Source organism: Pedococcus cremeus, from assembly GCF_900111375.1.
GTDB classification, from domain to species: Bacteria; Actinomycetota; Actinomycetes; order Actinomycetales; family Dermatophilaceae; genus Pedococcus_A; species Pedococcus_A cremeus.
The window spans coordinates 337634-352842 of sequence record NZ_FOHB01000005.1 but is presented as its reverse complement, the minus strand read 5'-3'; the positions used below and the strand labels follow the sequence as shown (position 1 = coordinate 352842).

At 72.5% G+C, this 15209-nt stretch carries 18 protein-coding genes; 11 read left to right on the top strand and 7 right to left on the bottom strand.

Annotated features, from left to right (window positions below):
- Nucleotides 1-740: hypothetical protein (locus BMW78_RS12450; protein WP_143056243.1), on the bottom strand; the 740-nt coding region annotated here is incomplete at its 3' end.
- Between the two features lie 277 nt (nt 741-1017).
- On the opposite strand from BMW78_RS12450, the gene BMW78_RS12445 reads away from it, so the two are divergent.
- Nucleotides 1018-1272 (top strand): DUF6458 family protein, encoded by a 255-nt coding sequence (locus tag BMW78_RS12445; protein ID WP_091760013.1) that lies wholly within the window; start codon nt 1018-1020, stop codon nt 1270-1272.
- A 217-nt stretch (nt 1273-1489) separates the two neighbouring features.
- On the top strand, nt 1490-2278 hold the full coding sequence (locus BMW78_RS12440) for a CHAP domain-containing protein (RefSeq protein ID WP_091760010.1): 789 nt from the start codon (nt 1490-1492) through the stop codon (nt 2276-2278).
- A 92-nt stretch (nt 2279-2370) separates the two neighbouring features.
- Here the strand turns inward: BMW78_RS12440 and BMW78_RS12435 are convergent, their stop codons facing one another.
- The gene (locus BMW78_RS12435; RefSeq protein ID WP_091760007.1) at nt 2371-4245 is read right to left on the bottom strand and encodes an acyl-CoA dehydrogenase; all 1875 of its coding nucleotides are present in this window, start codon (nt 4243-4245) and stop codon (nt 2371-2373) included.
- Nucleotides 4246-4420: 175 nt separating this feature from the next.
- The gene (locus BMW78_RS12430) at nt 4421-4867 is read right to left on the bottom strand and encodes a PLDc N-terminal domain-containing protein (RefSeq protein ID WP_091760004.1); all 447 of its coding nucleotides are present in this window, start codon (nt 4865-4867) and stop codon (nt 4421-4423) included.
- 104 nt (nt 4868-4971) lie between these two features.
- Between BMW78_RS12430 and BMW78_RS12425 the strand changes: the two genes are divergently transcribed.
- Entirely contained in the window at nt 4972-5604 is a 633-nt protein-coding gene (locus BMW78_RS12425) for an SOUL family heme-binding protein (RefSeq protein WP_091760001.1), read from the top strand.
- Between the two features lie 68 nt (nt 5605-5672).
- Here BMW78_RS12425 and BMW78_RS12420 read toward each other — a convergent pair whose 3' ends face one another.
- Complete coding sequence (locus BMW78_RS12420) at nt 5673-6212, bottom strand: DUF1269 domain-containing protein (RefSeq protein WP_091759998.1); 540 nt, start codon at nt 6210-6212, stop codon at nt 5673-5675.
- Between the two features lie 241 nt (nt 6213-6453).
- Between BMW78_RS12420 and BMW78_RS12415 the strand changes: the two genes are divergently transcribed.
- The 7 genes from BMW78_RS12415 to BMW78_RS12385 all read left to right on the top strand — a co-directional run bounded on the left by BMW78_RS12415 (nt 6454) and on the right by BMW78_RS12385 (nt 11682).
- Nucleotides 6454-7035, top strand: coding sequence for a DUF6584 family protein (locus BMW78_RS12415; protein WP_091759995.1), 582 nt, complete (start codon nt 6454-6456; stop codon nt 7033-7035).
- A complete protein-coding gene (locus BMW78_RS12410; RefSeq protein WP_245735821.1) occupies nt 7032-7739 on the top strand; it encodes a nucleoside/nucleotide kinase family protein in 708 nt (235 codons plus the stop codon). The genes BMW78_RS12415 and BMW78_RS12410 overlap by 4 nt, the downstream gene beginning before the upstream one ends.
- Nucleotides 7730-8458, top strand: coding sequence for a PIG-L deacetylase family protein (locus BMW78_RS12405; protein WP_091759989.1), 729 nt, complete (start codon nt 7730-7732; stop codon nt 8456-8458). The genes BMW78_RS12410 and BMW78_RS12405 overlap by 10 nt, the downstream gene beginning before the upstream one ends.
- A gap of 7 nt (nt 8459-8465) precedes the next feature.
- Nucleotides 8466-9041: a class I SAM-dependent methyltransferase gene (locus tag BMW78_RS12400; RefSeq protein WP_091759987.1), complete on the top strand. Its 576-nt coding sequence runs from the start codon at nt 8466-8468 to the stop codon at nt 9039-9041.
- Nucleotides 9038-10033, top strand: a complete 996-nt coding sequence (locus BMW78_RS12395; RefSeq protein ID WP_143056242.1) for an acyl-CoA dehydrogenase family protein — start codon at nt 9038-9040, stop codon at nt 10031-10033. The genes BMW78_RS12400 and BMW78_RS12395 overlap by 4 nt, the downstream gene beginning before the upstream one ends.
- Nucleotides 10030-10821: a glycosyltransferase family 2 protein gene (locus BMW78_RS12390; RefSeq protein ID WP_091759981.1), complete on the top strand. Its 792-nt coding sequence runs from the start codon at nt 10030-10032 to the stop codon at nt 10819-10821. Before BMW78_RS12395 ends, BMW78_RS12390 begins: the two co-directional genes overlap by 4 nt.
- Nucleotides 10822-10905: 84 nt before the next feature.
- Nucleotides 10906-11682, top strand: a complete 777-nt coding sequence (locus BMW78_RS12385; RefSeq protein WP_091759978.1) for a VOC family protein — start codon at nt 10906-10908, stop codon at nt 11680-11682.
- 13 nt (nt 11683-11695) lie between these two features.
- Here the strand turns inward: BMW78_RS12385 and BMW78_RS12380 are convergent, their stop codons facing one another.
- Nucleotides 11696-11956, bottom strand: a complete 261-nt coding sequence (locus BMW78_RS12380; protein WP_091759976.1) for a hypothetical protein — start codon at nt 11954-11956, stop codon at nt 11696-11698.
- Between the two features lie 56 nt (nt 11957-12012).
- Here BMW78_RS12380 and BMW78_RS12375 point away from each other — a divergent pair, with 56 nt between their 5' ends.
- Entirely contained in the window at nt 12013-12513 is a 501-nt protein-coding gene (locus BMW78_RS12375; RefSeq protein WP_177180374.1) for a protein-tyrosine phosphatase family protein, read from the top strand.
- Nucleotides 12514-12543: 30 nt separating this feature from the next.
- On the opposite strand, the gene BMW78_RS12370 is transcribed toward BMW78_RS12375, so the two are convergent.
- Together BMW78_RS12370 and BMW78_RS12365 are read right to left on the bottom strand one after the other, a co-directional pair.
- Nucleotides 12544-13485, bottom strand: a complete 942-nt coding sequence (locus BMW78_RS12370; protein WP_091759970.1) for an aminoglycoside phosphotransferase/kinase family protein — start codon at nt 13483-13485, stop codon at nt 12544-12546.
- Nucleotides 13486-13616: 131 nt separating this feature from the next.
- The gene (locus BMW78_RS12365; protein WP_091759967.1) at nt 13617-14948 is read right to left on the bottom strand and encodes a PP2C family protein-serine/threonine phosphatase; all 1332 of its coding nucleotides are present in this window, start codon (nt 14946-14948) and stop codon (nt 13617-13619) included.
- Nucleotides 14949-15209: the final 261 nt, after the last annotated feature.

Here is a 15209-nt window from a genome sequence, read left to right as displayed (position 1 = left end):
CCGTCGACCGGCTTCGGCGCGGACAGCGGCCCGAGGGCCGCCTCGAGGATGGCCTTGCCCTCGACGTCGAGGGTGAGCCGGTACTCGAAGGTGCTCGCCCCGGTGTCGGTCGGTTGGGAGAGCCGGATGAAGGACTTGCCCATGCTCTGCTGGTCCTGCAGCACGTCCTGCCGCCCGTACTTGGCGATCAGCCCGTCGCGCAGCAGCCGGCACCCGGACGGGCCGTGCTGCTCGGCCATCCCGATCAGCCCCTCGAGCACGTGCGGCTCGGCACCGTCGGCCAGCAGCGGTCGCAGCTTGTCGGCCTCGGACACCACCACCGCGGCGGACTTCACCGGCAGGCGGCCGGCCTCCACCGCCTCCCTGACCGGGGCGTTGACGCGTTTGCCGAACGCGGTGGCCACCGACACGATGGCCGCCGCGCCACCGGCGATGGTCGACGGGGCGTGGTGGCGGACCCACTGCGCGGTGGTCAGCGCCGCCGACCCGCCGTCGGACACGCCGCGGTTCATCGCCTCCCGCAGCACCGCCACCCGGCTCGCGTCACACGCCATGCCCAGGGCGTCCACCTCACCCATCAACCCGGACAGCCCATCCGCACCACCGCCGGAGGGCGCCTGCCAGGCCACGGACCCCAGCCCCTGCAGCGCCTCGCGCGCGGCGGCGATCCGCTGACGGCGCTCGGCCAGGCTCAGGCAGTGACCTGCCTGCCCGCCCCCGCGCTGCTGGTTTCCCTCCATGATGACAACCCTAGATGCGACCACCGACAACCGAATCCGGACGTGTGCCAGCGGAAACCCTTGCGGCACAGCGGATTTCGCGGCATACATAGCGTTCGCGTGCAAGCGGGGTAGTGGTGCCTGTGGACGGCGTGACGGTGCGAAGGCCGCTGTGGACAACGAGGAACGAGTCGCCGGCCGCCGCGCCGGCGAGGTCCTTGGACGCGCCGTCGCCGCGATTGCGCACTACCGTGGCGGAAACGGGTCCCACCCGGACCTGCGATCACCAGGAGTGAGCATGTACATCGGACTCGGAATCTTCCTGATCGTCATCGGCGCCATCCTGACCTTCGCCCTCCACGCCACCACCGTTGGTGCCGTGGACCTCCAGATGATCGGCTGGATCTGCATGGCGGCGGGCGTGCTGGCCATCGTGCTGTCACTCGCCATCACCCGCCGCACCACCGCGGGCTACTCGGCTCGGCGGGTCAGCCACACCGACCCGGCCACCGGCTCGCGCGTCGACGAGGTCGACGTCGACCCGGGTCGCTGAGCCCGCGCGACACCGCAGACCGCGCGACACCGCAGACCCCCACCACGGCGGGGCTGGGAGCTACTCCCGGCCCCGCCGTCGTCTGTGCCCGCACCACTTCGGGGAGCCGCCGGGGAGTCCTCCCCATCGACGGACCGGTGATTCGCTCGTAGTTTTCCTTGCGAGACAAGGCCGCTCGACAAGCGAGTGGCCGAACCACACGCAGGGGATACCAGACATGAGCAGGATCGCAACACTGACGGGCAACCGCCCGACCCGCGTCGCGGTAGCCGCCGTCCTCGGACTCGGCTCCGTCGCCGGCCTCGGGCTGGCCGCCGACGCCGCCACCGGCCGGGTGCGAACGGGTGGGGAGAACCTCGTGGTCCGTTCGGGCCCCGGCACCAGCTACGCCAAGGTCGGTCGCATCTCGTCCGGCACGAAGATCGACATCATCTGCCAGGCTCGCGGCACCACCGTCACCGGCAGGTACGGCACGTCGAGCTGGTGGAACAAGATCGGCGCCAACCGCTACGTCTCCGACGCCTTCGTCTACACCGGCTCCGACGGCCGGGTCGCCCCGCTCTGCAAGGACAGCGGCTCCACCAACCCGGCCCCGACCGGCGCGATCAAGGACGACTACCCCTACCGGGGCGCGAGCTCGGGCGTCGACCGCTGGAACTTCTACAAGGGCCAGTGCACGTCGTTCGCCGCGTGGCGGGTCAACCACAACCTCGGCGTCGCGTTCCACAACCACTACAAGAACGTGCACTGGGGCAACGCGCAGAACTGGGACAACGCGGCTCGGGCCGCCGGGATCCCGGTCTACGGCACGCCGCGCGTCGGTGACATCGCGGTCCGCAGCTCCGGCTCCTACGGCCACGTCGCCTACGTCGCCAAGGTCAACGCCGATGGCAGCTTCATGGTCGAGGAGTACAACCACGTGCGCCCCGACGCCTACAGCTACCGCCGGTCCACGCGCGGCGAGGGCTCGGAGCAGTTCAGCGCCTTCATCCGCTTCAAGCGCTGACACCCACCCGTATGCCGAAGGGCTGGCTTCCACGGGAAGCCAGCCCTTCGTGCGTGCCGGAACCACCCGGCATACCGGTCAGTGAACGCTGGTCAGAAGGCCGACTCCGGCACGTCCATGAGGGCGTTGTCGGTCGCCTCGGCGATCTGGCGCTCGGCCGCGATCTTGGGAAGGACGTTGCGCGCGAAGAACTTCGCCGCAGCGACCTTGCCCTCGTAGAAGTCGCGGTCCTTCTCGGAGGTGCCGGCCTCGAGCGCCGCCTGGGCGACCTCGGCCTGGCGCAGCAGCAGCCAGCCGATGACGAGGTCACCAGCGGCCATCAGCAGGCGCGAGGTGTTCTGGCCGACCTTGTAGAGGTTGCGGACGTCGGAGCCGTCCTGGCGCGGGTCGGACTTCATGAGCTCGCCGACCATGTAGCCGAGGATGCCCTGGACGTCCTCGAGGCCCTTGCCGAGCAGCTCACGCTCGGTGTCGAGGCTGCCGCCGGTGGCGCCAAGGTTCTTGGCGAACTCCTGGATCTGCATGGCGATGTGCGTTAGGGCCTGCGCCTTGTCGCGCATGATCTTGCGGAAGAAGAAGTCCTGGCCCTGGATCGCGGTGGTGCCCTCGTAGAGGGTGTCGATCTTGGCGTCGCGGATGTACTGCTCGATCGGGTAGTCCTGCAGGAAGCCGGAGCCGCCGAGGGTCTGCAGCGACTCGGTGCCCAGCAGCACCCACGCCCGCTCGGAGCCGACGCCCTTGACGATCGGGAGCAGCAGGTCGTTGACCCGGTTGGCCATCTCGGCCGGGCTGTCCTTCTCGAGTGACTCCGCGCCGGTCTCGAGCTGGGCCTGGTCGACGATGTCCTGCTGCGTGGCGGTGAAGAGCACCAGCGCGCGCAGGCCCTCGGCGTAGGCCTTCTGCGTCATGAGCGAGCGGCGCACGTCGGGGTGGTGGGTGATGGTGACACGCGGGGCGTTCTTGTCGGTCATCTGGGTCAGGTCGGCGCCCTGCACGCGCTGCTTCGCGTAGTCGAGCGCGTTGAGGTAGGCGGTCGACAGCGTCGAGATGGCCTTGGTGCCCACCAGCATTCGCGCGTGCTCGATGACCCGGAACATCTGGGCGATGCCGTCGTGGGTGTCGCCGAGCAGGCTGCCGACGGCCGGCTCCTTGTCGCCGAAGGTGATCTCGCACGTGGTCGAGACCTTCAGGCCCATCTTGTGCTCGACGTTGGTGACGTAGGCGCCGTTGCGCTCGCCGAGCTCACCGGTCTCGAGGTCGACGTGGAACTTCGGCACGATGAACAGCGACAGGCCCTTGGTGCCCGGCCCGGCGCCCTCGGGCCGGGCGAGCACGAAGTGCACGACGTTGTCGGTCATGTCGGACTCGGCCGAGGTGATGAACCGCTTGACGCCGGTGATGTTCCAGGTGCCGTCCTCGTTCTGCACGGCCTTGGTGCGGCCGGCGCCGACATCGGAACCCGCGTCGGGCTCGGTCAGCACCATCGTGCAGTGCCAGCCCTTCTCGACGATCCAGCGGGCCAGCTTCTTCTGCTCGTCGTTGCCGAGGATGTAGAGCAGCCTGCCGAAGGAGTAGGACGCGGCGAACATCGCGATGGCGGGGTTGGCGCCGAGCACCATCTCGTTCATGGCCCACTTCAGCGACGGCGGGGCGACCGTGCCGTCGAGCTCACCGGGCACGTCGACGCTCCAGAACCCGGAGTCGACGTAGGCCTGGTAGCTCTTGGCGAAGGCCTCGGGCATGGTGACCGAGTAGGTCTTCGGGTCGTAGACCGGCGGGTTCCGGTCGGCCTCGGCGAACGAGGCGGCGAGCTCGTTCTCGGAGAGGCGGGCGACCTCCTTGAGCATCTCCCGCGCGGTGTCGGCGTCGAGCTCGGAGTAGGGCCCGTGGCCCAGCACGTCCTGCCGGCCGAAGACCTCGAAAAGGTTGAACTCCAGGTCGCGCAGGTTGCTCTTGTAGTGGCCCATGGCCGGATCCTCCACGTGTTCGGACAGCAGTGTCGGCCGGCGTACCAGCCGGTAACTTCCATGGTGATACCGGTGGGTAACAAAAGCAACCCCGCTCCGCGTGACCTGTGCCGCTGTGCCGTGGCCCGGTTCGGGCCGTGCGGACGCTCCAGACCCGGGTCGTATGCCGCGCGCCTCAGGTCCGCTCGCGCCCGTCCTCATCCGCCGGGCCGGCGTCGGGGCGGCGGGCCTCCTGCTCGTCCGCCGCCCGCTCGCGGGCCTCGCGCTGCTCCTTGGCCGCGCGTCGCTGTGCCTCGGCTCGCTCCCGCACCTGGCGCAGGAACGCCTCGTCGTCGTCGGGGTTGGTCGCGGCGAAGCGGTCGGGCCGGTCGTACTCGGGGTACGTCGGCACCGGGCGGCCGGTGTTCCCCTTGTAGGGGAGGCTGCGGGCCGGTCCCTGCGGGCGCCCCGCCACGAGCCAGGCGACCGCACCCACCTCGAAGGTGAAGAGCACGATCATGATCCAGGTGGCCTTGGAGAGGTTCCGGATCCGGTACTCGTCAGCCATGATCACGTCGAGCAGGCAGTACACCCACACGCCGAACAGGACCACCCCGACGCCAACGCCCCCGCGAATCAGCACGGGTGGATGGTGCCAGAGTCCGCGGGCCGGTGGGGTCGCTTTCTGCATCCTCGACGGGCCCTCCGACCCGTGGGGGCAGCCGTGCCCGCGCGTAGCCTCGAGTCGTGACCGAGCAGCTGCCGTACGACGTCGTGGGGCACCTCACCGACGGGGTGGAGCTGCGCCGCTACCCCGAGCACGCCGTCGCCGAGGTCACCATCCGTGGCTCCCTCACCGGCGCCGGAAACCTGGCCTTCGCGCCGCTGTTCGCCTACATCAGCGGCGACAACCGCTCGCGCAGCAAGGTGGCCATGACTGCTCCGGTGGTGCAGGAGCGTGCGCGCCGAGGGCGTGGTGGCGGCGAGCGGGTCGCGATGACCGCGCCCGTCGTCCAGGAGGAAGAGGAGCAGCAGGAGGCGCTTGCCCGGTCCACCGACGAGGGGGTGGGGGAGGCGCAGGAGCGGTCGTTCACCGTGGGCTTCGTGCTCCCATCCGGCCTGACGGCGGCGACCGCGCCCGAGCCCGCCGACGAGCGGGTGAGCCTGCGGGCCGTGCCGCCGGCCCTCGCGGCGGCCATCCGGTACTCCGGCCGGTGGAGCGGCTCGGCCTTCGAGGAGCACCGCGACCGCCTGCTCGAGGCCGTGGGCCGGGCCGGCTTGGAGCCTGTCGGCGTGCCACGGTGGCTGCGCTACGACCCGCCGTTCAAGCCGTGGTTCCTGCGGCGCAACGAGGTGGTCGTCGACGTCAGCGAGCCCTGAGCCCTCGGCGACAAGCGCCCCGGAGATTCGCCCCGTGCCTCCGACGACTCTGGCCGGAGGCCCGGACTCTAGGCGGAGGCCTTCTCGGCGGCCTTCATCTCGGCTGCGAGCTCGTCGGCCGCCATGTCGGTGGCCCGGGAGACGAGCCGGTTGGCGGCCTTGATGTTGGCGGCCACCTGGTCCGCGAGGTTGGTCTCGTAGACCACGACGAGGCCGGCCTGCCCGGCGTCGAGGGTCTCGCCCAGCTCCTTGAGGTCGTCGCGCGACATGCCACCGCTCGCGTGCCCGGCGACTGCGCCGATCGCGGCACCGCCCGCACCGGCCGTGGCGAGGCCGATGCCCACCGGCGGGAAGAGGGCAGCGGTGACCCCTACGGCCAGGCCCCAGCCGAGCCCGACGGCCGCGCCGTGCCGGGTGGGCTGCTCGTGCTTCTTGACGATGCGGACCTTGCCGTCCTCCTCCTTGGCCACCACTGCGGCGTCGAAGTCGTGGGAGGTCTTGACCTCCTTGTAAAGGGCCTTGACTGCCTCGTAGTCGGCGACTGCCGCGTCGACGTCGTCGTAGGCGGCGGCGATCACGTAGAGGGTGTCCTTCTCCTGCTTGGCCATCTCGGCTCTCCCGTCCTGGTGTCCTGTGGTCCGCCGGCGAGGGTGCCGGGGGCGCGTGGCCAGTCTTCGCAGCGCGGTTGGCCTCGACATCATCCGAGGCGGATGACCCCGCTTCCCCTGGCCGCTTGTCGACGTCGGCGTCGCGTGAGGCCCGCGACGTGGGGCAGCCGACGCGTCCGGCCGTGCCGACCGTGATGGTGCCGCGGGGCCGGCACGGCTCGCACGCGGCATACTCACGGCTGTGAGCGACGACAGCCAGCAGACCCCGTCCCCGGCCGAGCGCGACACGCCCACCCCTGTCGGCGGCACCGACAGGCCCGAACTCGAGCACCACAGCGGCGCGGTGGAGCGCGCCCGCGCCGACCTCGCCGCCGGGCGTGCCTGGAAGGCGCGCGACCGGCTCACCGGCCACCTCACCGACAACCTCGACCCCGAGGCGCTCGAGCTGCTCGGTGAGGTGCACTACGCCATGGGCGACATGCCCGCGGCCGGTGCCGCCTGGTTCGGCACGGGCCGGCGCGGCCAGGACGTCGACGAGGCGATCGAGGCCTGGCGCGAGCGCCACAACGACCACTTCGACCAGATGTGGCGCAGCCTGCCCCGGACCGTGCGTGACAACCCCGGCAACCCCCGGGTGGAGGCCCTGCGCCGCCGCGCCGGCGCCGATCGCACCCCGACCCGGCCCGCCCCCAGCGCGCCGTCGCAGGACGGTGGTGGCGGCGTGGACGCCGCGGTCGTCATCACCGTGGTGCTGGCCCTCCTCTTCGTCGTCTGCGCCATCGTCGGCGCGGTGACGGTGCTGCGCTGGATGCTGCCCGGGTGACGGCTCGGCAGGAGACGTCAGCGCGTGAGGTGACGCCGGCTCGAGCGGCGGTGCTGGCACAGGTGGCCGGCCTCGTCCCTGACGCCACCGACGGCGCCTGCACCCGGCTCGGGGTCGACGGCGTCGACGGGTCCGGCAAGACGGTCTTCGCCGCCGAGCTCGCCGACGCACTGCGGACAGCGGGGCGCGACGTCGTGCAGGTCTCGCTCGACGACTTCCACCACGTCCGGGAGGTGCGCTACCGGCGTGGGCGCTCCTCGCCGGAGGGCTTCTGGCTCGACTCCTTCGACTACCCGCGGTTCGCGGCGGAGGTGCTGCGGCCTCTGGGGCCGGGTGGCTCGGGCAGGTACCGCCCTCGCGGGCACGACCTGGCCACCGACGAGGTGCTCGACGAGCCGTTCGCGACCGCCCCTCCGGGGGCGGTGCTCGTCGTCGACGGGTTGTTCCTGCACCGGCAGGAGCTCGAGGGCCTGTGGGATTTCACCGTGTTCCTCGACGTGCCCTTCGACGTCACGGCGAAGCGGATGGCGGCGCGCGACGGCACCCACCCGGACCCCAAGCACCCGACGATGGCACGCTACGTGCACGCCCAGCGGCGCTACTTCACCGAACGAGCCCCCTGGACCCGGGCCGACGTGGTGGTCGACAACGCCGACGTCGAGCGACCTGCCGTGACCACGCCTACGCTCGGCGCATGTCCCTGACCGTGACCCCCACGGGTCTGCCGGTGGAGGCCTGGGCGGAGGCCGTGGCCGACGCACCTCGACGTGCGCTCGCCGACCTCGTGCCTCCGGAGAGCACCCGGCTGGTCGTCGTGGGGGCGCACCCGGACGACGAGACCATCGGGGCCGGCCGGTTGGTGGCGGAGTGGGCGCGCACTCGCGGGCCGGTGCTGTCGCTGACGCTGACCGCCGGCGAGGCGTGCCTCGACGAGGTGGGCGTGCAGGAGCCCGGGCTGGCCGAGCTGCGCCTGGCCGAGTGGCGCACCGCTGCCGCCCTGCTGGGCGCGAGGACCGGCCCGCACCGGCTCTGCCCCGACGGGGCGGTTGCGGCGATGGCCGACGTCATGGCGGCCGCCCTCGCCGCCGAGCTGAACCCCGGTGACGTGCTGCTCGCCCCGTGGCGGCACGACCCGCACTCCGACCACGAGGCGGCCGGCCGAGCCGCTGCCGTCGCGGTCCGTGAGCGTGGCGCGACCCTGCTCGAGTACCCCGTCTGGATGCCGTACTGGATGGCGCCCGAGACGGTCGCCGCCACGGGTGACCGCTGGTCGGTGGTGGTGACCGGGCCGGACGCCGAGGCTGCCCGCGAGCTGGCGCTGGCGGCATACCCCTCGCAGCTCGAGCCGATCCGGGCCGGCCTGGGGCCGGTGGTGCCTCCCCTCCTGCTCGCCCACCACCACGCCCAGCTGGTGCTCGGGTGAGGAGGCGGTGACCGTGCAGCCACCCGACTTCGACGCGATGTATGCCGCGGACCCGGACCCGTGGAACGTCCGGGACAGCTGGTACGAACGCCGCAAGGAGGCGGTGGTGCTGGCGCTGCTGGCCCGGGAGCGGTACGCCCACGCGTGGGACGCCGCCAGTGGGACCGGTGACCTCGCGCTCGCGCTCTCTCGTCGGTGCGAGCGGGTGACCGCCAGCGACGCCTCTGCGCGGGCGGTGGCCCTGACCCGCGACCTGCTGTCCGACGCCTCGGCCTCGGTCGTGGTCAACGCGCTGCCGGAGGTGCCGCCACTGGCTGAGGCGCCCGACCTCGTGGTGCTCGCCGAGGTCCTCTACTACCTGCCCGAGGCCGACCGGATCCGCGCGCTGGACGCTGTCGCGGCGGCGGCGAGGCCCTCCGCCGAGCTGGTGGTCGTGCACTGGCGGCACCACCCCGACGACGCATTCCTCGCCGGTGCGGCGGCGACCGAGGAGGCCGACGGCGTGCTGCGCGAACGCGGGTGGGAACGCGTGGTCTGGCACGACGACCGCCACTTCGTCGCGGCCTCGTGGGTGCGCCCATGACGTTCACCACCACGGTGCCCCTGCCCCCTCCGCTCGAGCTGCCGGACGGACACGAGCGCGACGACGCCGACGCCGCCGCGCTCGCCAGGGCGGTGCGACACCTGGCCGCCCAGCGGGACTGGACCGACCTGGCCTGGCCCGAGCTCGTGGAGGCCCTCGAGGCGCTGGGACGCACCGACGTCCCGCTGTCGCGGCTCACCGAAGGCCATGTCGATGCCCTGCGCATCCACGCCCAGGCCGGCACGACGCCCTCGGCCGGGTGCCTGTACGGCGTGTGGGCCTCGCGCTCCCGCGGCACGGGCATCCGCGCCGGTCGCATCGACGCCGGCTGGCACCTCGAGGGCACGCTCCGGTTCGCCTCGGGTGCCGGGTTGCTCGACCGCGCGCTCGTGCCGGTGTGGCTCGACGACGAGACCAGCGTGCTGCTCGACGTGCCGGTGCCCGACTGGCCCGTCGACGACTCGGCGTGGCAGACCAGCGCGATGCGGCTGTCGCACTCGCACACCATCCACCTCGACCACGACGTGCCCGACGAGGATGCGACGCAGGTCGGCGACGCGGGCTTCTACCTCGGCCGGCCGGGCTTCTTCCCGGGCGGGGTCGGCGTCGCCGCGGTCTGGGTGGGCGGCGGCGCCCGCGTGGCCGACCTGGTCCTGCAGCACGTGGGTGAGGCGGCGCCGTCCCCCGCCGTGCAGCTGCGGCTGGGTCACCTGCGCACCGACCTCGTCACCGCAGCCGCTGCGGTCGCCGCCGCTGCGGACCGTCTCGACACCGGCGACGTGCCGCCGGATGGGCTGCAGGCGCTCGCCACGGAGTCGCGTGCCGTGGTCGGCGCGGCGGTGCGGCGGCTGCTCGACCAGGCCCGGGCGGTCGCGGGGCCGGCCGGGCTGGCCTTCGACGGCCCGCTCACCCACGCGGTCGACGACCTCGACCTCTACGTGCGGCAGCAGAGTACCGACGGCGACGCCATGTTCCTCGGCGGCCTGCGGTGACCGACGTGCTCGTGGCCGTGCCCGCCCGCGACGAGGAGCAGAGGGTGGTGTCGTGCCTCGACAGCGTCGCCGTGGCCCTGCGCCGGGCCCGGGCGCACGGGCCCGTCGAGCGGGCGGCGGTGGCCGTGGCCGTGCACCGCAGCACCGACCGCACCGCCGAGGTGGTGACCGACGCGCTCGCAGCGTGGCCCGACCTCGAGACCTTCTGCCACGCGGACGACGACTCGACGACCGTGGGCGCGGTGCGCAGCCGCCTGGTGGCCGACGCCTGCGAGGCGCTCGACCTGGCCCCGGCGCCGCACCGCTGGCTGTTCAGCACCGATGCCGACTCCGTGGTGCCCGGCAGCTGGGTCACCCAGTTGCTCGCGCACGCGGACGCGGCCGCCGCTCACGGCGTGGCGGGGATGGTGGACCTCGAGGGGTGGCCGGCGCACCCGGCCGCGCTCGCGGCATACGAGCGCATCATGGCCGGCGGCATGGAGGCGGGTGTCCATGACCGCCGGGACGGCGGCGAGAACGGCAGTGGCAACGGCTCTGCCCACCGGCACGTCTACGGAGCCAACCTCGCCGTGCGACTCGACGCGTATGCCGCGTGCGGCGGCTTCCCTGCCGTGCCGCACGGGGAGGACCACGGGCTCGTGGGCCGCCTGCGGGCGACCGGCCACCGGGTCGTGGCGGTCCGGGAGCCCGCCGTGCTCACCTCGGCACGGATGCCGGGCCGGGCACGGCACGGCCTCGGCGACCTGCTCGAGCGGCTGGCGACCCAGTGCGCCTGCTGTGCGGGGTGACGGGGTCCTGCCGATGACACTGGTGGCTGTCGGCTGTCAGTCCTAGCGTCAGCCCCATCAGGCACACGTGACGAAGGAGAGACCATGCCCGCTCGAGTCCCGATGACCGGAGCCCCCTGCTGGGTCGACCTGCTCACGTCCGACACCGCCCGTGCCGAGCACTTCTACGGCGAGCTGTTCGGCTGGACGGCCGAGCACGGTGACGAGGAGAGGTACGGCGGCTACATCACCTTCCGCAAGGACGGGAAGATGGTCGGCGGCTGCATGCGCAACGACGGCAGCAGCGGCGCCCCCGACACGTGGTCGGTCTACCTCGCCAGTGACGACGCGCGCCGCACCGTCGAGCGGGCCGCCGAGCTGGGTGGCAGGGTGATCGTCCCGGCGATGGACGTGCCCGAGCAGGGTGTCATGGCGATGGTCACCGACCCGTCGGGCGCCGCCGTGGGGGTGTGGCAGGGGAGGGAGAACCCGGGCATCGAGGTCGTGGCCGAGCCCGGCACCCCGAACTGGTTCGAGCTGCACACCCGCGACTACGAGCCGACGCTGCGGTTCTACGAGGACGTCTTCGGCTGGCAGACCTCGGTCATGAGCGACACCGACGACTTCCGCTACTCCACCCTCGGCGAGGGCCGGGAGCAGCAGGCAGGAGTCATGGACGCGGCGGCCATGCTGCCCGAGGGCGTGCCCGGCCTCTGGGGCATCTACTGGGGTGTCGAGGACACCGACGCGTGCGTGGAGAAGGCGCAGTCGCTGGGTGGGTCGGTGCTACACCCGACCGACGACACGCCCTTCGGAAGGCTGGCGACCCTGGCCGACCCGACCGGGGCGATGTTCCGCATCATCCAGCCACCGCAGCGCTGAGCCCGGCGGTCGTTCAGTCCGGCCGGGTCCCGGTGCCGGCGTCGGTGGGCCGGTCGGTGGCCGGGTCGGCGGGGGCAGCTGGCGCGGTGTCCTCCTCGTCGGGCGTCTGGCTCGACTCCCGTCGGGTCTCCTCGGGGTGCTCGGTGCGCTCGTCCGACTCGGCGAGGATGGCCTCGGCCTGCCGCCGCGGGTCGTCGCTCCCGGCCGCCTGCTCCTCGGGGAGCAGGTCGGTGGCCCGGCTCTCGACGCGTGACTCGTCCGCTGGTTCGGTCATGGCTCGACCGTACTGCCGGCAGGGTGGTGGTGCCCGAACGAAGGTACGGTGCAGGGGTGACGGACGTCGAGCAGAGCGTCAACTGGACGACCGACCCGGTCGAGCTGCCCGGGGTGGACCCCGCCGACCCGCCCACCGAGCTCGTGCCCGGCCAGCTGTGGCATGGCGGATGCCCGGTCGACTTCGCGTGGGTGAGGGAAACGGGCATCGACGTCGTGCTCGACCTCGCGGACGCCGACGCCTACCCGCCGGCTGACGACATCGAGGGCTTGACCTACCTCAAGTGCCCTCTCGAGGACGGCGACGACCTGCCCGACCCCGCCGTCACGCTGCGGCTGGCCGAGCTAGTGGCCGGGCTCGTGCGCGAGGGGCGCCAGGCGCTGGTGCACTGCACCTTCGGACGCAACCGCTCGGGGCTCGTCGTGACCCTCATCGTGCGCGAGCTGCTCGGTCTCTCGGGCCGCGACTCCCTGGAGTACGTGCAGGAGCGGCGCGACCGAGCCGTCAACAACGAGGTCTTCGCCACCTGGCTGACCTCGCTCCCGCAGCCGTCCTGAGAAGCCGGCCCGACGGCATACCGGCGTCGGTCAGAGCGGGGGGCGCCAGAGGCGCGCCTCGGCCTCGACCCAGTCGAGGTCGCGGCCGTGGTGGCGGCAGTCCCACAGGCGGAAGGCCACCCCGCCGAGGTCGGCGATGCGGTCGAGCACCGGCAGGCCGTCCCAGCTGAGCACGTCGAAGCCGTAGGCGTCGCAGAACCCGGCATAGGTCGGCCGCGAGATCTCGCCGTCGCGGACCCGGCGTGACGCCGCGGCGAGGTCGTACTCGCGAGGTGCCACGGCAACCCAGTCCAGGTCGATGAGGCGGGGGCCGGCGGCGGTGCGCATCACGTTGGACGGTGAGACGTCGCCGTGGATGGTGCCGACGCCGAGCTCGGAGCGCACCCCGCCCAGGGCATCGAGCAGGGCGGCGCGCGCCGCGAGCATCACCTCAGCCACCTCGAGCGGGAGGCCCTCGACCTGGGAGGGCAGCCGCGAGAGGGGTGCCCAGACAGGGACGTCGGCCGCGGCGTGCTCGGCGTGGAACCGGCGCAGCAGGGCACCGACCTCCTCCCAGGTCACCGCAGGGGCGGGCGGCAGCCAGGGGGTGACCGTGACGATGCCGTGGGAGGTCACCACCGCCCGGCCGTCGGGCAGGTGCGCCGTCGACGTGCCGGCCAGCGCGGCTGCCAGGAGGTCGAGGTGCGCGGGGTCGGTGCCCGGCGGGTAGACCTTGACCGCGGCATCGCCCGAGCGGAGGACCACGGTGGTGAGGGCGCTGACGACGGTGGCGTCGGGCAGGTGCAGGGGCAGCGACAGGCGTGCCTCGTCGAGGGCCAGGAGCGCCTCGGCAGCGCCCCAATGACGGGTCGGCAGGGGTAGGGGCGAGGTGGCCCTGAGCCCTGCGAGCGACGGTGTGGCAGCAAGGCGCTCGGCCCGGGAAAGGGAGCCATCGACCGTCCCGGGGGAGGGTCCGACGAGCTCGATGGTCATGCCGACTCCCGAAGTCCTGCCACCACGCGACGTTTCGGGCGGGACTGCCGTGACCGGGTCGGGCGGGAGCAGTATGCGTCCTGTCCGTGCCCCTCGACAAGACAGGTTCGTTGGCGGCGCGGTCGCCGGGATCAGCGGCTCGACCCCATGGCGGTGCGCCGCTCGCGGCCGTGGCCGCCGTACCAGTCGAGCACCATGACGGTGGCGTCATCGGACAACGCCGCCCCTGCGATGGCCACCACCTTGCGGGTCAGGTCACGGGTGGCCTCCCGCGGGTGCAGGCCGATGGTCGTGCCGATCTCCGCCGGCAGGTCCAGCGCGGCGGCATTGCGTTCGAGCATGCCGTCGGTGACCAGCATCAGTCGGTCGCCGGGTTCAAGGACCAGGTCGGTGCTGTGGTACTCCGCATCGGGGAAGAGGCCGAACGGCAGGTCCGCCGGCAGCTGGACCGGGGTCACGGTGCCGGCTCGGCAGAGGTAGGGCGCGATGTGCCCGGCGTTGACCATGGACAGCGTGCTGGTGCGCAGGTCCAGCCGACCCACAAGCCCTGTTGCGAAGCCCTCGGCGCCGGTGTCGGTGGCGTGCTGGCACATCATCCGGTTCGTCGTCGTCGCCTGCTCGAGCAGCGAGTCGCCGGCGCGGCGCGTGTTGCGCAGGCTGCCGACACACAGCGTGGCGTTGAGGGCGCTGGCCACCCCGTGGCCCATGGCGTCGGTGATGGAGAGATGGAGCGTGTCGCGGGCAAGCGAGTAGTCGAAGGAGTCGCCCCCCACCGAGGCGGCCGGTTCCAGCCAGGCGGACAGGGAGAACGCCCCGGCCTCGCAGGTGAAGGCGGTTGGCAGCAACCGGCGCTGGATCTCCGCCGGGAGCGAGAAACGTGTGGTGCGCTGGCCCCACTCGAACAGGTCGGTGTGCCGCCGGTTGGCGATGATGACGAATGACAGGATGTGCCCGACCCGCCTGATCTCGTCGAGGGTGTCTGCGTCCGGTTCGCACGGCAGGACGAGCTCGAGCAGCCCGAGCACCTCACCACGTTCGGTGACCGGCGTGAGGACCGTCCAGTATCGAGCCGACGCGCGGGTCTCGTCGTCGGCCTGGTCGTCGGCCTCGTCGGCGTGGTCGTCGGCAGGAGCCACCACCTGCAGGGTCTGTGAGCGCACCGCCAGCTCGGCCGGGCCGCCGTCGAACGGCAGCACCACGGCCTGCTCCGCGGCGTCGAACCGCACCGTCGCGTCCTCCTCGCCGGTGCGAGCGGTGAACACCCCTTCGGCGTCGCCACCGGTCGCGTGGGAGAGCCGGATGAGCCCTTGGCCCGACAGGTCCTCGATGAGGAAGAACGACGCCTCCGCCCCCAGGGCCGCAGCCAGCTCGCGGGTCACCGCTTCCACCGCGTCGAGGGGGGAGGCGTTCTCCGCGGCGTCCAACACCCGGCTCAGTGCCCTCGCCGGATTCGGGTCCTGCATCTCTGGAGCATAGAGCGACCCCACGTGGCGCCGTGGGTGTTACCGCTCCGGTTCGGCTCAGCCGAGCGGTGCACCCTCACAGCAGGGGACGATGTGGCCGCACGAGTCGCAGCGCTGGTGCGAGGTCTCCCACCGCATGGGCGCGCCGCAGCTGTCGCACGGAGCGAGCCCGCCGATGGTCGGCTGACAGGAGGCCGGGGGACGAGTGGAGGTCTGTGCATCGCTCACGGGCCCCACGGTATCCGCGTGGTGCCGACGTGG